This is a genomic window from Actinoplanes sp. CA-252034 (assembly GCF_050956125.1).
GTDB lineage: Bacteria > Actinomycetota > Actinomycetes > Mycobacteriales > Micromonosporaceae > Actinoplanes.
Genome location: NZ_CP191846.1, coordinates 897,096 through 912,326 on the forward strand (window position 1 = coordinate 897,096; position 15,231 = coordinate 912,326).

Below are 15,231 nucleotides of genomic sequence, written 5' to 3' on the forward strand. Positions count from 1 at the left end.
CGATCCGGCGGTGAGCCCGATCGGAGAGGAGGGATTCGAGACGGCTGCCTCTTCATGACCCCGCGGTGCGTGTGAAACGCGCCGGGGCGGGTGCGGCTCGCGTCGTGCGCGCCCCGGCGTCGCTCATCGACGGATCAATCCCGGGACGTTTCCGGGGAGAGCTCCTCGGAGTCGCTCCGGGAGACGAGCGGGAAGAGCGTCTGATAACCGTGTCGATAGCCTTCTCGAAAAGAACGGTCGCGATCCAGGCCCAATTTGTACCACTGATGAAAACGTCCCCCGCCGTACGAGGCCAAGGCCGAGATCGCGATGCAACCGATGATCTGGAGGGCACTGCTGTCGGTCGGCATTCGCCTACCTTAGTTATTGGATACGGCGAGTCGGACATGGCTTTTGGTGCAGATCGTCGCGCCGATCATCCGAGCTGTTTCGTGGTCCGGTTCGTGAAACGGGCTCAGGCGGGCGGCGCGTCGGCCGAATGTGACGGAGGAGGCCCGGCCGGACACGGCCGGACCCGTATACCCGACGCAACGACGCGACGAAGGGGAATCCGCATGACCGTCACCGCGAATCTCGACAACCTCCTCGACAAGAAGTTCGAGGACCTGGACCTGCACGCGCTGCCGAACGCGCCGGTCGACGCGCTCGCCGGTGTGAGCAAGGCCGATGCCGACGCGCTGGCCAAGGCGTTCGACGTGAAGACCATCGGCGATCTGGGCCGCAACCCCTACATCCGCGCCGCGGTCTCGATCACGAGTCTGGCCGACGCGAGCGCCAACTGAACCCGAGTCCTGATTACGGGCCGCATCGGGGATCCACCCGATGCGGCCTGCGATCTCTGCTTCCTACCGTCGAAGGCATGAACCTGCTGTTCAGAGTGCTCGGTGTCATCGTGGCGCTGTTCTTCGTCGCGCGGGCGGTGGCCGAGCCGTTCGTCATCGACGTGACCGACGCGTCCACCTACGCCAACGACTGGGGCGGCCCGAGCCTGGCCGGCGTGCTCGCCGTGCACTGCGGTCCGGGTGTGCTGGCCGCGATGTTCCTCTACGGCTCGGTGGTGCGCTGGCGCAACGACCGCAAATCGGAGCCCGTATCGTCCGGGCGGTGAAACAAGGCGATGAAACAAGGGCGACGGTACGGGACGTCGCCGCCCGGACCGGCCTGTCCATCGCGACGGTGTCCCGGGTGCTCAACGGGCGGGCCAACGTCGCACCGGACACCCGGGAGCGGGTGCTCGCCGCCATGGGGGAGCTGGGCCGGCAGGCGCCCCGGCGGCGCGGCGAGCGGGCCACCGGCATCTACCTGCGCTGCCCCTACCTGCTCACCGACTACTTCGGGCTGATCGTCTCCGCGGTCACCGAGGCCCTGGAGCCGCACGGCCTGCAGGTCATCCTGAACGCGGGGGTCGCCGCCCAGCGCGACCACGTGCTGACCGCACTGACCGGCCGGCGCGACGTGGCCGGGGCGATCCTGATCCTGCCCCCGGAGCCGGGGGCCGAGCTGGCCCGGCTGCGCGATCGCGGCTTCCCGTTCGTGGTGCTCGACCCCCGTATCCCGCCGCCCCGGAATCTGGCCGCGGTGTCCGCCGCGCACTTCTCCGGCGCCCGGCAACTCACCACCCACCTGATCGAGCTCGGTCATCGCCGGATCGGCATCGCCGGTGGCCCGCGTGACTGGCTGGCCGGGGAGAACCGGTTCGCCGGCTATCTCGCGCCGCTGGCCGACGCCGGGGTGCTGCCCGCGCCGGAGCTGATCAGGTTCGTCGCCGAGCCCACCGTCGAGCTGGGTCATCGGGCCGCCGCCGAGCTGCTGGACCTGCCGGACCGGCCGACCGCGCTGGTCGCGTTCAACGACAAGATGGCGATCGGGGCGCTGCACGCGGCGGCCGAGCGTGGCCTGCGGGTGCCGGAGGACCTGTCGGTGGCCGGGTTCGACGACATCGAGCTGGGGCAGGCCTGCCGGCCGCGACTCACCACGGTGCGGCAGCCGCTGGAGGAGATGGGCCGGATGGCCGTGCACCTGCTGCTGCGGATGCTTGGCGGGCACCGCCTCGACGCGCTGCATGTGGAGCTGGCGACCGAGCTCGTGGTTCGCGAGTCCACCGGGCCCGTTTCTGACGTGTTTCATGGTTCCGGAACCGGCACACGTCATTCCGCAACTCAGATGCATTGACTCGTACAAATTAACAAAGGTTTCCTTCCTGTTACCTGTCCCCCGTGTAGCAGGAGTCCTCATGAGAAAGACCGCGTTGCTCGCGGCGGCCGTCATCGGCGCCGCCTCGCTGAGCGCACCGGCCTACGCCGCCGGAGAGACCGTCAACGTCTACCTCACCACCACCTCGGACAGCGGCGGCCGCACCGTGACCCGCGGCCTCGCGCAGCAGGCCCCGATCGCTTTCGGCCCGGCCGGTGGCAGCGCCGCCCAGACCATCACCGTCGACGAGGGCACCACCTACCAGACCTTCGAGGGCGCCGGGGCGTCGATCACCGACACCACCGCCTACCTGCTGCGCGGCGGCCCGGTCAGCGCCGCAACCCGGGACAGCGTGATGTCCAAGCTGTTCAGCCCGACCGACGGCATCGGCCTGTCGTTCGTCCGGAACCCGATCGGCGCCTCCGACCTGTCCCGGCCCGGCAACGTCTCCCTCGACGACACCTGCTGCGACCTCAACGACTTCGGCGCCAACGGGTACGACACGAATGTCCGCCTGCTCACCCAACAGGCCCGGCAGCTCAACCCGGCACTGCGGGTCAAGGGCGTGCCGTGGAGCGCGCCCGGCTGGATGAAGGACAACGGCCGGATGGACCAGATGGGCTGGCTCAAGTGGGAGCACTACCCCACCTACGCCCAATACCTCGTCAAGTACGTCCAGGGCTATCAGGCCGCGGGCGTGCCGATCAACTACATCTCCGTGCAGAACGAGCCGAACTGCTGCCAGGCGTCGAACCCGACCGCGATGAACTACCCCGGCATGAGCTGGAACCCGTCCGGCCTGGTCGAGTTCACCAAGAACTACGTCTACCCGGCGTTCCGCGCGGCCGGCATCACCACCAAGGTGCTGATCCACGACTGGAACTACGGCGACTACGCGAACTTCGGCGCGGCCATCCTCGCCGACTCCGGGGTGCGCAACGACCCACTGTTCGGCGGCATCGCCTGGCACGGCTACTTCGGTGACCCGGTCGTCGGCTCGCAGGTGCACGACGCGTACCCCTCGGTGAAGCAGTTCAGCACCGAGCACTCCGGCGGCACCTGGATCTCGAACCAGCACAACGAGGACATGGCCGACATCGTCAACTACACCCGGAACTGGAGCAGCAGCGTCGTCAAGTGGAGCCTCGCCCTCAACCAGAGCATGGGCCCGCACAACGGCGGCTGCGGCACCTGCACCGGGCTGATCACCGTGCAGGAGGGCGGCTCCCGGGCCGGTCAGGTCGACTACACCATCGAGTACTACACGACCGGCCACCTCACCAAGTTCGTCAAGCCGGGCGCGGTGCGGATCGCCTCCAACAACACCGCCGTGCAGAACGTCGCCTGGCGCAACCCGGACGGCAGCAAGGCGCTGATCGCCCACAACGGCGGCACGAGCAGCCAGTCGGTACGGGTCAACTGGGGCTCGCAGTCCTTCGTCTACACGATGCCCGCCCGTACCACCGCGACTTTCACCTGGTCAGGAACCGGAAGCCCGGCGCCTGGCGGGACCATCACCGGCCTCGGCGGCAAATGCGTGGACGTCGCCGGCGCCGCGACCGCCAACGGAACGGCGATCCAGCTCTACGGCTGCAACGGCAGCGTCGCCCAGCGCTGGACCCGCCCGGGCGACGGCACGCTGCGGTCGCTCGGCAAGTGCCTCGACATCAGCGGCCCCAGCAGCGCCGACGGCACCGTCGCGCACCTCTGGGACTGCCACACCGGCACCTCCCAGAAATGGACGCTCGACAGCTCGCAACGCCTGGTCAACACGTACTCCGGCAAGTGCCTCGACGTGACCGGCAACACTTCCGCCGACGGCGCCCGGCTGCAGATCTGGACCTGCACCACCGGCGCCAACCAGAAATGGGCCCTCAACTAGCGGGACCGCCGGGGCCGGGCGAGTAGCCGGCGCGTGCGGCATCTCGTCAACGGGGTCGTGCTGCTCGACCGGGACGCCCTCACGGTCGGCTTCGCGCGCCGGACCGGGAACATCGGCGAAGGGCGGGCGCCATCGGCACCCGCCCTTCTCAACGTCTGGTCAGGACTCGACCGCCGGTGGGCGGCGCTGCGCCGGGATCGCGGCGGTCGGCTCGACCGGCAGCTTCAGCGGCTCGGTCTCGTCGCTCGGCGGCGTGACCAGCGCGGTCGGCTCTTCGGCCGGCTTCGCGGCCGGAATCGACATGGGGGCGGTCCGGTCCTGGTCCGCGTCGGCCGAGGCTTCCTTCGCGGGGGTACGGTCCTCGCCCGGCCCGGTCCGGGCAGAGGTCTCGTCGCCGTTCCCGACTGAAGGCCGGGGCGCCGAGGTCGACGCCGCCGGGGGCGACGCTGCCGAGGTCGACGCGGGCGTGGCACTGACGGGCACCGATGCCGTGGCCTTGGCGGCGACCGAAGCCGATGCCGACGCCGGCTTGGCCGCGACCGATGCCGATGCCGGCTTGGCCGCGACCGGGGCGGAAGCCGTCGCCGGTTTGGCCGGCGCGGGGCTGACCGATGCGGAGGCCGTCGCGGGCTTGGCGCTTACCGAGGCGGACGCCTTGGCGGGCGCGGGGCTGACCGGGGCGGATGCGGTGGCGGGCTTGGTCGGTGTGGCGCTGACCGGGGCGGATGCCTTCGCGGGTGTGGCGCTCACCGAAGCGGAGGCCGTGGCGGGCTTGGCGGGTGCGGGGCTGACCGAGGCGGACGCCGTGGCGGACTTGGCCTGGGCCAGGCCCATGCCGGCCACCACGGTCGCCTCGTCGCCGGAGGACAGGCCCCTGCCCTGGACGATCGTCGGCTCGCCGGAACCGGTCGCGAGGACCGTGGTCGGCTCCGCCTGGGCCGGGACCGGCTTCGGCGCGGCGGGTGCCGGCGACTGCGGCTGGGTCACGAAGACCGTGCGGTCGTTGTTCGCCACGACCTCGGTGCGGTCCGAGCGGGGCGTGCCCGAAGGGCGGTCCGAGTGGGGCGCGGCCGAAGGGCGGTCCGAACGCGGCGCGGCAGGAGTGCGGTCCGAGTGGGGCGCGGTCGACGGGCGGGGCGTGCGCGGCGTGGTCGACGAGACGCTGTTGAAGGCCACGGTCCGGTCGGCGCTGTCCGCCGGGAGGTTGATCGCGACCGTCGGGTCGGCCGGGACGCCGGTGCGGATGACGGTGGTCTGCTCGGCGGCGACCGGGGTGCCGGCCACCTTCGCCGCGCCACGGAACCGGCCGATCTCACCGATGATCGGCAGCACGGGCGGCTCGTAACGGGCCCACCGGCGGGCGCTGAGCGCGGTGAGGAGCAGCGGGATCGACAGCACCGCGGCGAGACCGTATCCGGGGCGGCTGAGGTCGAAGCCCTCCTTGGAGACCGCCGGGGACCACAGGTCCGCGTACGCCCCGGGCGCGTTGAACGCCCAGATCGTGACGCTCAGGTAGACCGCACCGGCCACGACCGGCCCGGCGGGGGAGACCGGCCCGGCGGCGAGGATCGAGAACAGGATGCCGGCGAAGATCAGGAGCAGGAGCCCGCTGACCGATTCGGCGGTGAAGAAGTCCCGGCCGCGACTGCTCAGGTCGTCGGTGAACCCGACGGCTAGGAGCACCCAGATGCATGGGGCCAGCACGAGTGCGTAGAAGATCGACCTGAGGTGACGCATGATCCGGCACGGTACTCGGCACCGGCAAGAACTACCGTACCGGCTATGGAAGAACAGCATCCCGGCCGGCCGACCACCCTGTCCAGGGTCACTCTGAGCCGGATCATGACCGCGGTCGACGTGAACCTGTACGGGACCGTGCACGGCGGCGTGCTGATGAAGTTCGTGGACGACGTGGCCGGTGCGGCCGCGGCCCGGCACAGCGGCGGCACCGCGGTCACCGCCGCGATCGACGAGATCGTCTTTCTCGAGCCGGTCCGGGTGGGTGACCTGGTGCACGCGTACGCCCAGATCAACTGGACCGGCAGCACCTCGATGGAGGTGGGTGTGAAGCTGGCCGCCGAGCGCTGGGACGAGGTCGGTCCGGAGCCGCTGCCGGTGGCCACCGCCTACCTGGTGTTCGTGGCCGTGGACGCGGCCGGCAACCCGCGCCGGGTGCCGCCGGTGCTGCCCGCCGACGACGAGGACAAGCGCCGTTTCACCGAGGCGATGATCCGCCGTGACCACCGGCTGGCCCGGCGCGCGGCGATTCAGAGGGCCCGAGCCGAGCACCAGTCGGCCGCCGGCTGACCCGACGTTAAGGTGTGGTGATGACGACAGGTGTGGTGACGCCGGGCACAGTGTTGTGGGAGCCGCCGGCGGACATCCGGGAGACGTCGCGGATCGGGCGCTATCTCGCTTGGCTGGAGTCCGAGCGGGGCCTGGTCTTCGCCGACTACGCGGCGCTGTGGGAGTGGTCCGTCACCGATCTGCCCGCCTTCTGGCAGTCCGTCTGGGACTGGTCCGGGGTGGTGTCGCACACCCCGGCGACGGCCGTGCTGGAGTCCGGGGGCATGCCGGGGGCGCGCTGGTTCCCCGGAGCCACGCTCAACTATGCCGAGAACGTGCTGCGCATGCCGGGCATCGCCGACGACGAGACGGTCGTTCACGCGTACTCCCAGAGTCGTGAGCCGATCGCCCTGACCGCCCGCAGCCTGCGGGAGGAGGTCCGGAGGGTCCGTGCCGGGCTGAAGGCCCGGGGGTCGGCAAGGGCGACCGGGTCGCCGCCTATGCGCCGAACATCCCGGAGACCTATGTGCTGATGCTCGCGACCGCGAGTCTCGGTGCGGTGTTCTCCTCGTGCGCGCCGGAGTTCGGCGCCCGCAGCGTGATCGACCGGTGGATCCAGATCGAGCCGAAGGTGCTGGTCGCGACCGACGGCTACCGGTATGGCGACAAGGACGTCGACCGGCGCACCGAGATCGCCGCGATCCGTGCGGCCATCCCGTCCATCGAGCACGTGATCACCATCGGCTACCTCGACGGCGCCGCCGGAGACTGGGCGTCGCTGGCCGGCGACGACCCGCTGGAGTTCGAGCCGGTGCCGTTCGACCAGCCGCTCTACGTTCTCTACAGCTCCGGCACCACCGGCCTGCCCAAACCGATCGTGCACGGTCACGGCGGCATCCTGCTGGAGCATCTCAAGATCCTGGCGCTGCATCACGACCTGGGGCCCGGCGACCGGTTCTTCTGGTTCACCACCACCGGCTGGATGATGTGGAACTACCTGGCCAGCGGGCCGGCCGTGGGCGCAGCGATCGTGCTCTTCGACGGCAACCCGGGCTGGCCGTCGCTGGACGCGCTGTGGGATCTGGCCGACACGGCCGGCATCACCTACTTCGGCACGTCGGCGCCGTTCCTGATGGCCTGTCGCAAGGCCGGTCTGACCCCCGGCAGCTCCCTCAAGGGCGTCGGCTCGACCGGCGCGCCGCTGCCTCCGGAGGGCTGGGCCTGGGTGTACGAGGCGGTCGGTCCCGACGTGCACCTGGTCTCACTGTCCGGCGGCACCGACGTGTGCACCGGTTTCGTCGGGGGAGTGCCGCTGCTGCCGGTCCGGGCCGGCGTGATCACCTGTCGTGCCCTGGGGGCGCGCGTGGAGGCGTACGACCCGACGGGCCGGCCGGTCGTCGGTGAGCTGGGCGAGCTGGTGATCACGGCGCCGATGCCGAGCATGCCGGTCGGCTTCTGGAACGACCACGACGGCTCCCGCTACCGCGAGGCGTACTTCGACGTCTTCCCCGGAGTGTGGCGTCACGGCGACTGGATCACCATCGACCCCGACGGCAGCTGCGTGATCACCGGCCGCTCGGACGCCACGCTGAACCGGGGTGGCGTCCGGCTGGGCACGGCCGAGTTCTACTCGGTGGTCGAGAGCCTGCCGGAGGTCGCCGACTCGCTGGTGGTGCACCTCGACAAGCCCGGCGACCCGAACGGTGAGCTGCTGCTCTTCGTGGTGCTGACCGAGGGCGCCGACCTCGACGACGCGTTGCGCGCGCGGATCGCCAAGGAGCTCCGCGGCGCGCTGTCGCCCCGGCACGTGCCCGACGCCGCCCATCAGGTTCGCGCCCTGCCGCGCACCCTCTCCGGCAAGAAGCTGGAGGTGCCGGTGAAGCGGATCCTCACCGGCATCCCTGTCGAGTCGGCCGCGGCCAAGGGCGCCCTGGCCAACCCCGACTCCCTCGACGCCTTCGCCGCGCTCTACGCCGAGCGGGTCACACCAGCGTCAGAGTGACCTTCTCGGTGGCGGTCCGCGCCTCGGTCTTCGACGTGTCCAGGTTGGCGCAGAGCACGATCGACGCGCCGGCCGCCAGCGGGGCCAGCAGCCAGTCGTTGGCGTCCGGGTAGAAGGCGGTGTCGATCAGCACCCGGGCGCCGGGCCTGATGCCCAGCTCGGCGGCGCGCTCCAGAGCCGCCTCGACGACGTCCTGGTGGCTCAGCTCGACATAACCGGACAGCGCCCGGTCGGCGGCTCCGACCGGCTCCCCGCGGAAGTGGTCGCCGTGGTTGCGGACCTCGGTGACGTAGTCGATGTACCCCTCGGGCGGGGTGCGCAGCGGCATGGCCAGTGGGAGCAGCCCGGTCACGTACCGGTCCAGGGTGGCCCAGCCGGCTGCTCGTTCCACCAGCTCCGGGCTGGTGAAGAGGGCCTCGACCGGCTGTGGGTCGCCGCCCAGGTCGGCGGCCAGCCCGGCGGCGGAGACACCGAGCAGCAGCGCCGCGGTCTGCCAGTGCGGCGGCAGCACCAGGGCCACGGTGTCGCCGTGACCCAGGCCGACCCCGTCGACCAGCAGGTTCGCGGTCTTCGCCACCCAGTTGTCCAGGGTTGTCCCGGACAGTTCGGTCCGGTCGCCGGTGGCATCGTCATACCAGGTCAGGAGCGGGGCGGCCGGGTCGCGCGCGACCGCCTTCGAGAAAACCTGCGGGATCGTCGTGTTCATCGCTTCACAGCGTAGGCGGATCACTGACAGTGATGTCCTCGTCTGGTCCGCAATGATCGGCAGTGTCGCGGACACCTTCGTGAAGCCTTCCCGGCGTAGTCTCGAACCGTCGGTGGTCCCATTGCCGTACAGGTATGGCAGAACCATCGCATCGGTTCGTCAGAGCTGCCAAGGAGATGCCTCGTGACCCCCGGTCGCCCCCCGCGAGTGCTCGTCGACGCCACAAGCGTCCCCGCCGACCGAGGCGGTGTCGGCAGATACGTCGACGGGCTGCTCGGAGCCCTGGGGCAGGAGAGCCCCGGCCGTGTGGAGCTCGCCGTCGTGTCCCAACGGTCGGATGCGGAGCGTTACCGCCGCATGCTGCCCGGGGCCGAGGTGATCCCCGGCCCGGCGGCGATCGTGCACCGTCCGGCCCGGCTGGCCTGGGAGCAGACCGGGTTGCCGCTGCTGGCCCAGCAGGTCGGCGCGGACGTGCTGCACGCGCCGTTCTACACCTGCCCGCTGCGGGCCGGCTGCCCGGTGACGGTCACGGTGCACGACGCGACCTTCTTCACCGAGCCGGAGCACTACGACAACACCAAGCGGACCTTCTTCCGCAGCGCCATCAAGACGTCGCTGCGCCGGGCCGCCCGGGTGATCGTGCCCAGCAAGGCCACCCGTGACGAGCTGATCCGTCTCCTCGACGCCGACCCGACCAAGATCGACGTGGCCTATCACGGCGTCGACCAAACCGCCTTCCACGCCCCCGCCGAGGACGAGAAGGCCCGGGTCCGGGCACGGCTCGGCCTGGGCGACTCCGGCTACGTGGCGTTCCTGGGCGCCAAGGAGCCGCGGAAGAACGTTCCGAACCTGATCCGTGGCTGGGCCCGGGCGGTCGCCGACTGGCCGCGCCCGCCGGCCCTGGTGATCGCCGGCGGCCAGGGCCACGACGACGACATCGACCGTGCGGTGGCCGAGGTCCCGGCTCACCTGCGCCTGCTGCGACCAGGCTACCTACGGTATGCGGATCTGCCCGGTTTCCTCGGCGGCGCCCTGGTGGCCTGCTACCCGTCCTTCGGTGAGGGTTTCGGCCTGCCGATCCTGGAGGCGATGGCCTGCGGCACGCCGGTGCTCACCACGCCCCGCCTGTCGCTGCCCGAGGTCGGTGGTGACGCTGTCGCCTATACGACCGAGGCGCCCGAGCGGATCGCCGAGGACCTCGCTGACCTGCTGCACGACGAGGACCGCCGGCGCACTCTGGCCAAGGCGGGCTTCGATCGGGCGAAAGAGTTCACCTGGTCGTCCAGCGCGGAGGTGCATGTAACAACATGGAATCGGGTCTCGTCTTGATCATCTATTAAACTTTCCGCGCATGAGCGACGAACAGGCCGTGTTGTACGGAGTGGTTCTTGCCGGGGGCACCGGAACCCGTCTCTGGCCACTGTCCCGCGCCGGTCATCCCAAGTTCCTGCACCCGTTGACCGGGACCGAAGCCTCCCTTCTACAGGCCACGGTGGACCGTCTGGACACTCTCACGTCCCCCGATCGGGTGTTCGTGGTGACCGGTGTGGCCCACGCCGCCGCGGTGTCCCGGCAGCTTGCCGCGATGCCCGAGGAGAACGTGCTGGTCGAGCCGTCGCCACGAGACTCGTGCGCGGCGATCGCGCTGGCCGCCGCGGTGATCGCCCGGCGCGATCCCGAGGCGATCATGGGCTCCTTCGCGTCCGATCACCTGATCGCCGACAAGGAGGCGTTCGCCGCCGTCATCCGCCAGGCGATGACCGGCGCGCGCCAGGGCCTGCTGATGACCCTCGGCATCACCCCGACCAGACCCGAGACGGGGTATGGCTACCTCCAGTGCGGCCCCGCGGTCGGCGACGGCCCGCTGCTGAAGGTGGAGGAGTTCAAGGAGAAGCCGTCCTACGACGTGGCCGAGAGCTACGTGAAATCGGGCAACTACCTGTGGAACGCCGGCATGTTCGTCTGGCGGGTGGACACCTTCCTGGCCGAGCTGCACCGCCAGCAGCCGCAGCTCGCCGCCGGGGTCAGCCGGATCGCCTCGGCGTGGGGCACCGCCGACCAGGAGGAGGTCATGGGTGACGTCTGGCCGACGCTGCCGAAGATCTCCGTCGACTACGCGGTGATGGAGGGCGCGGCCGCGGTCGGCCGGGTCGGCACCGTGCCCGGCGACTTCGGGTGGAACGACGTCGGTGACTTCCACACCCTCGGCGAGGTGCTCACCGCCGACGGGGCCGGCAACGTGGTCGTGGGCCAAGACAACGGTGGGGAGCGCCCCACCGTGCTGCTGCGCGATACGGAGGGCCTCGTCGTGGTCCCGTCGTCGGGCCGTCTGGTCGCCGCGATGGGCGTGCGCGACCTGGTCATCGTCGACACACCGGACGCGGTGCTGGTCTGCCCGCGTGAGCGCGCCCAGGAGGTCAAGCAGTTGGTCGACCACCTCAAGGAGCTGGGCCAGCACGGCTACATCTGACCGTCCCGCCCCGGTTCGGGCCCGTCATCGAAGGCGGGCCGGGGCCGGGGCGATCTGCGGACCGCCGCGTCAGTGAAGGCGGGCCTGAGGCCAGGGCGATCTGCGACCGTCCCGTCAGAGGAAGCGGGCCAGCGCCGGGGCGATCTGCTGGACCGTCCCGGAGGCCAGCGGCGACGGCAGAGCGTCAGGGGCGAACCAGCGGAGGTCCGACGACTCCTCGCTGATCCGCTCGACGCTTCCGGCCGGGGCCCGCAGCAGGAACCGCACGTCGTAGTGCACCGACGGCTCGGCCGGAGAGCCGTCGGCCGCCCCGCACCGAACCTCGTGGATGTCGATGTCGACGGGTGTCGGGTCGAGGATCAACCCGGAGATGCCGGACTCCTCGGTCGCCTCCCGGAAGGCGGCCGCGGCCAGCGTCGCGTCGCCCTCCTCGCAGTGCCCGCCGAGCTGCATCCACAGGCCGAGCCGCCCGTGCAGGCAGAGCAGGACGCGACGGTCCTCGCCGACGATCAGGGCGCTGGCCGTCACGTGGCCGATCCGGTGGGCGCGGGTCATCGCGGCCGGGCCGTCGGCCAGCAGGTCCAGCGTCCGCTTGCGGGCGAGCTCGGCGTCGTCCGAAGTCGCCGCCCAGGTGCTCAGGACGTCGACGGTGTTCTCGTAGAGGGCGCTCATCCCGATGCTCCGGTGGTCTCGGCTCCGGCGACGTCGGTGCGGGCTCCGCCGGACGACACGCGGTAGGTCAGGGTGACACCCTCGTCGTCGATGACGGCGGTGGTCTCGACGCTCTCGGCGGCGAGCGCGGCCCGCAGGCGGTGTGCCTCGGTCCCGGTACGGATGAGCGCTGCCGCCCCGTCGCGAGCCGGTGTCAGGCGGACGCCGTCCGGCCGCCGCTCGACATGGGCGGTGAGCAGCGACCCGACGGTGGTGAGAGCCCGTGTCACGGCGCCCGGGTCGCCGGGGACGGCCCGATCCGCCAGAGTCGCCGCTGTCCGGAGCCCGTCGGCGCGTGCCTCGGCGGTGCCCAGGCTGAACATGTCGCTCTCCGCGTCACGGATCAGGACGGCCGCGCCGGAGCCCTCCCCGGACCGCGGATAGCCCCGCACCACCGCCACCGGCACCCGGTCGCATTTGCCCTTGACCAGCTCGGCCGCGGCTGCCAGCTCGTCGACCACGGCCATCTGGGTCAGGGAGAGCTCGTTACCGTACGGATCGACCTGCCCCCGATGGTCGAGCAGCGCCTCGATCCCGGCCGCGCCCAGCGCCACGTCGGTCAGGCCGTTGCGCCAGGCCCGCCCCATGGTGTCCGAGACGACGATCACCACGTCGAGCCCACGGGCCAGCAGGTCGGCGCGCAGCCGCCGGGCCGACGCGTCCGGGTCGACGGGCAGGAGCACGAGATGGGTCTTGTCCACGTTCGACGCGTCGATGCCGGCGGCCGCCATCACGAAACCGTGGTGGGTCTGCACGATCGAGGTGGGGCCACGGCGGGCCACCACCCGGGCGGTCTCGTCGTCGAGCACCCGCTGCCGGGCCTGCTCGCGCTCCGCCCCGTCCGCCGGGACCTCGACCAGGCGGCCCTCCGCCTTCGACACGATCTTGCTGGTCACCACGAGCACGTCACCGTCGGCGATCCACGGGGCGGCCGTCACGATCAGCTGCGCCAGATCGTCGCCGGCCACGACGTCGCCGATCCCGCGGACCGGCAGGATCTGCAGGCCGTCGGCGGGCCGGTCGCTCATCGGGCGAGCTCCAGTGCCGCCTCGACCATCCGGGCGGTGGCGTCCTCGTCGCGCATCCACAGCGGCACCGCACGAGTCCGCACCCCGGGCACCTGAGCGCCCTCGTCGGAGGTGTCGACCAGCCAGCCGTCGAGCAGGCCGCCGTCGGCGCGTGGACCGTACATCCGGCCGACGCCGCCCGCGCTCACCTCGACCTCCAGGGTGGCCAGGCACTTGTCGGCCATCCCGCGGACCGGGGAGCCACCGATGATCGGCGACACGCCCACCACCGGCGCCGGCCCGTTGGCCACCGCCTCCTTGAGCGCGGGCACGGCCAGGATCGGGGCGATGCTCACCACCGGATTGCTGGGAGCGACGAGGATCACGTCGGCCGCGGTGATCGCGTCGAGCACGCCCGCTCCCGGTTTCGCCGCGTCGGCCCCGCGGAAGACGAAGTTGTGGGTCGGCAGGTCACCCCGGTAGCGGACCCACCACTCCTGGAAGTGGATCGCCTTGCGCTCGCCGTCGACGTCCACCACGACGTGCGTCTCCAGCCGGTCGTCGGTGGCCGGGAGCAGGGTGATGCCGGGCTGCCAGCGCTCGCAGAGGGCCGCGGTGACCGCGGAGAGCGGATAGCCGGCGTTCAGCATGGTGGTGCGCACCAGATGGGTGGCGGTGTCCTTGTCGCCGAGGCCGAACCAGGACGGCTCCACCCCGTACTTCGCCAGCTCCTCCTTGACCACCCACGTCTCGCCGACCCGGCCCCAGCCGCGCTCGGGGTCGGCGGCGCCGCTCAGCGTGTACATCACCGAGTCGAGGTCGGGGCAGATCTGGAGGCCGTGCATGCGCACGTCGTCGCCGACATTGACCACCGCCGTGACCTCGGCGCCGACGGCCCGGGCGTGCGCACGAACACCGAGAAGGAAACGGGCACCGCCGATGCCCCCGGTCAGGACCACGATCCGCATGACCCCATCCTCGCGCACACACGCCGTCCCCTCGGTCGGCGGGTATCGGTTTACTCTGTGCCGACCTCGATCAACCGCACCGGGAGCAACTGTGACGACACCACCGCAGCCGGATCCGGCCGCCGAGAAGACCATCGGGCAGTATCTGCGGCCCCTGCGTGACCTGGCCGCCTACGCCCTGATCGCGGCGCCGGCGATTTTCCTGCTCGTGGCCGTGCTCGGCCTGTTCGGGGACGACTTCACCGCACGCACGCGCTACAGCTTCGGATCGTTCGTGAACACCGAGACGATCTTCTTCCCGCTGGCCGCCGTGCTGCTCGCGCTCGGTGTCAAGCCGGTCCACCCGAAGGCGCGGCTGATCACCATGCTGGCCCTCGGGGAGTACGCCGTGGCGTCCTTCTTCGGGGTGATCTTCGGGCTCCTCTTCGGGGTGAGCGGGATCGCCGCCCAGGACGCCGGGGCGGCCTTCAACGCGCTTCTCATCCGGGTCGCGTGGCTCGCTGTGCTCGGCGTGGCCGGTTACGCGATCCTGCAGATCTGGCTCGGCTTCTACCCGACGGCCAAGCCGCAGCCGGGTGTCTACGGTCAGCCGTACCAGCCGCAGCAGTACGGCCCGCCGCCCGGCTACGGCCACCAGCCGCCGTACGGCGCCCCCATGCCCGGCCCGGTGCCGCCCGGCACGCCGATGCCGCCGCCGGTCGCCACGCAGCCGTTCAGCGTGCCGCCCGCGCCCTACGGGCAGTACCCGGCCGTGCCGCCGGTCTGGGGCGCCGCGTCCCCGCCGCCGCCCCCGCCCTTCGCCGAGCCCACCCAGCCGGTGCCGCCGCGCTTCGCCGAGCACACTCAGCCGGTTCCGCCGCCCGTCCCGTCGGCCCCGCCGGCGTCGGACCGCACCGAGGTGCTGCCCGAGGACCGCCCCGGCTTCGGCCCGGCGGCCCAGGACCCGCCACGGCAGTGAAGGCCTCGACGTGACCGCACGGGCTCGGATGGTGTCCCATGACACGCT

The 15,231-nt window shown here is 71.3% G+C and carries 14 protein-coding genes and 1 pseudogene; 9 read left to right on the forward strand and 6 right to left on the reverse strand.

Features of this window, described 5'->3' with window-relative positions; genetic code table 11:
• Positions 1–134: 134 nt before the first annotated feature.
• A complete protein-coding gene (locus ACQPZW_RS04200) occupies positions 135–350 on the reverse strand; it encodes a hypothetical protein (RefSeq protein ID WP_433793514.1) in 216 nt (71 codons plus the stop codon).
• Positions 351–554: 204 nt separating this feature from the next.
• Here ACQPZW_RS04200 and ACQPZW_RS04205 point away from each other — a divergent pair, with 204 nt between their 5' ends.
• From ACQPZW_RS04205 to ACQPZW_RS04220, 4 genes are all read left to right on the forward strand, one after another.
• On the forward strand, positions 555–782 hold the full coding sequence (locus ACQPZW_RS04205) for a hypothetical protein (protein ID WP_433793515.1): 228 nt from the start codon (positions 555–557) through the stop codon (positions 780–782).
• 77 nt (positions 783–859) lie between these two features.
• A complete protein-coding gene (locus ACQPZW_RS04210; RefSeq protein WP_433793516.1) occupies positions 860–1,108 on the forward strand; it encodes a hypothetical protein in 249 nt (82 codons plus the stop codon).
• Entirely contained in the window at positions 1,105–2,172 is a 1,068-nt protein-coding gene (locus tag ACQPZW_RS04215) for a LacI family DNA-binding transcriptional regulator (RefSeq protein WP_433793517.1), read from the forward strand. Before ACQPZW_RS04210 ends, ACQPZW_RS04215 begins: the two co-directional genes overlap by 4 nt.
• A gap of 61 nt (positions 2,173–2,233) precedes the next feature.
• Positions 2,234–4,075: an RICIN domain-containing protein gene (locus tag ACQPZW_RS04220; protein ID WP_433793518.1), complete on the forward strand. Its 1,842-nt coding sequence runs from the start codon at positions 2,234–2,236 to the stop codon at positions 4,073–4,075.
• Positions 4,076–4,234: 159 nt separating this feature from the next.
• On the opposite strand, the gene ACQPZW_RS04225 is transcribed toward ACQPZW_RS04220, so the two are convergent.
• The gene (locus tag ACQPZW_RS04225; protein ID WP_433793519.1) at positions 4,235–5,812 is read right to left on the reverse strand and encodes a hypothetical protein; all 1,578 of its coding nucleotides are present in this window, start codon (positions 5,810–5,812) and stop codon (positions 4,235–4,237) included.
• A gap of 45 nt (positions 5,813–5,857) precedes the next feature.
• On the opposite strand from ACQPZW_RS04225, the gene ACQPZW_RS04230 reads away from it, so the two are divergent.
• Both ACQPZW_RS04230 and ACQPZW_RS04235 read left to right on the forward strand, forming a co-directional pair.
• A complete protein-coding gene (locus ACQPZW_RS04230; protein ID WP_433793520.1) occupies positions 5,858–6,382 on the forward strand; it encodes an acyl-CoA thioesterase in 525 nt (174 codons plus the stop codon).
• A 20-nt stretch (positions 6,383–6,402) separates the two neighbouring features.
• Positions 6,403–8,363 (forward strand): annotated as a pseudogene (locus ACQPZW_RS04235) (acetoacetate--CoA ligase).
• Here ACQPZW_RS04235 and ACQPZW_RS04240 read toward each other — a convergent pair.
• Positions 8,344–9,069, reverse strand: a complete 726-nt coding sequence (locus ACQPZW_RS04240) for a TIGR03089 family protein (protein WP_433793521.1) — start codon at positions 9,067–9,069, stop codon at positions 8,344–8,346. The pseudogene ACQPZW_RS04235 and the gene ACQPZW_RS04240 overlap by 20 nt on opposite strands.
• Before the next feature lie 183 nt (positions 9,070–9,252).
• Here ACQPZW_RS04240 and ACQPZW_RS04245 point away from each other — a divergent pair, with 183 nt between their 5' ends.
• On the forward strand, positions 9,253–10,398 hold the full coding sequence (locus ACQPZW_RS04245; protein WP_433793522.1) for a glycosyltransferase family 4 protein: 1,146 nt from the start codon (positions 9,253–9,255) through the stop codon (positions 10,396–10,398).
• A gap of 22 nt (positions 10,399–10,420) precedes the next feature.
• Entirely contained in the window at positions 10,421–11,539 is a 1,119-nt protein-coding gene (locus ACQPZW_RS04250; RefSeq protein ID WP_433793523.1) for a mannose-1-phosphate guanylyltransferase, read from the forward strand.
• Positions 11,540–11,653: 114 nt separating this feature from the next.
• Here the strand turns inward: ACQPZW_RS04250 and ACQPZW_RS04255 are convergent, their stop codons facing one another.
• From ACQPZW_RS04255 to cofD, 3 genes are read right to left on the reverse strand one after another with little or no spacing between them, the layout of a single operon-like run.
• Positions 11,654–12,211: an NUDIX hydrolase gene (locus ACQPZW_RS04255; protein WP_433793524.1), complete on the reverse strand. Its 558-nt coding sequence runs from the start codon at positions 12,209–12,211 to the stop codon at positions 11,654–11,656.
• Positions 12,208–13,278, reverse strand: coding sequence for a coenzyme F420-0:L-glutamate ligase (locus ACQPZW_RS04260; RefSeq protein ID WP_433793525.1), 1,071 nt, complete (start codon positions 13,276–13,278; stop codon positions 12,208–12,210). Before ACQPZW_RS04260 ends, ACQPZW_RS04255 begins: the two co-directional genes overlap by 4 nt.
• A complete protein-coding gene (cofD, locus tag ACQPZW_RS04265) occupies positions 13,275–14,225 on the reverse strand; it encodes a 2-phospho-L-lactate transferase (protein ID WP_433793526.1) in 951 nt (316 codons plus the stop codon). The genes ACQPZW_RS04260 and cofD overlap by 4 nt, the downstream gene beginning before the upstream one ends.
• Before the next feature lie 91 nt (positions 14,226–14,316).
• Between cofD and ACQPZW_RS04270 the strand changes: the two genes are divergently transcribed.
• Positions 14,317–15,183, forward strand: coding sequence for a hypothetical protein (locus ACQPZW_RS04270; protein ID WP_433793527.1), 867 nt, complete (start codon positions 14,317–14,319; stop codon positions 15,181–15,183).
• Positions 15,184–15,231: the final 48 nt, after the last annotated feature.